This is a genomic window from Candidatus Symbiopectobacterium sp. NZEC135, from assembly GCF_025962695.1.
This window is the reverse complement of record NZ_JAGFPF010000916.1, coordinates 1-847: the sequence shown is the minus strand read 5'-3', so window position 1 is coordinate 847 and position 847 is coordinate 1. Positions and strand designations below refer to the sequence as shown.

The 847-nt window shown below is 58.6% G+C and carries 1 protein-coding gene; it reads right to left on the bottom strand.

Annotated elements, in window-relative coordinates; genetic code table 11:
- A partial coding sequence (locus J5224_RS31420; RefSeq protein WP_319802524.1) for a choice-of-anchor Q domain-containing protein occupies positions 1–847 on the bottom strand: 847 nt, incomplete at both ends.

The window sequence follows — 847 nt, the reverse complement described above, 5'->3', positions numbered from 1 at the left end:
CCGACACGGTACGGCTACCCGCCGTCGGCGTTACGGCAGCATTGTTATACACAATGGCGCGCAGCGCGATCTGGAAAGCTTCCACCGTCGCACCGCCCGTCAGTGTCACCGTCTGGCTACCATTACCGGTGACGTTGATACCGGCAGCATGGGCGGCGAGTAACGCCTGCTGTGAAAGGGATAAGGACTCACTATTGCCGTTTGTCGTCCCGGCCAAACTGAGCGTCAGTGTCCAGAGGCGGGAATCCCCGTCGGTTTGACTCAGGGTTGCCAACGCATCCGTCACCGCAATGCCCGTAGCAGCGGATGTTGGCACCGTGGTGGTGTAATTAGTGCCAGTGGTACTGCCATTCAAATCGACCTGCGGGGCGGTGCCGGAAGCAAACTGTGATTCATAGGCACCGATATCCACACCGCCCTGACGAACGCGATCCAGCCCGCGCACATCGGTGTCACCGGTGATGTAGAAGCGGCTGCCCTGATTGATGGCGTTGCTGGCCGTGGCGGCCAGTCGCGGATCGGATGACGACACCTGATCCACACTGCCACTCAGAATGTTGTTGCCGCCGTACAGGGTGTAGCTACCGCCAGCCGGTTGTCCCGTTGGGGTGTAGGCTACAATATCCTGGCTGGTGCCGGTAATGATGGAATTGCGCACGCTGGCGACCCAACTGAGGGCATTGTTAATGAATTCAAAGACAATGCCGTTGGTCTGACCGGTAATGGTAGTGTTTATCAGGCTGATGTAGGTGGTGGTGGGGTTACCCTGATTCCCGGTTAACCACAACCCGCTGATACCGAAGGTGCTGCCCCCCGCGTTGGTACCGGTATTGTTGGTGATGGGGTT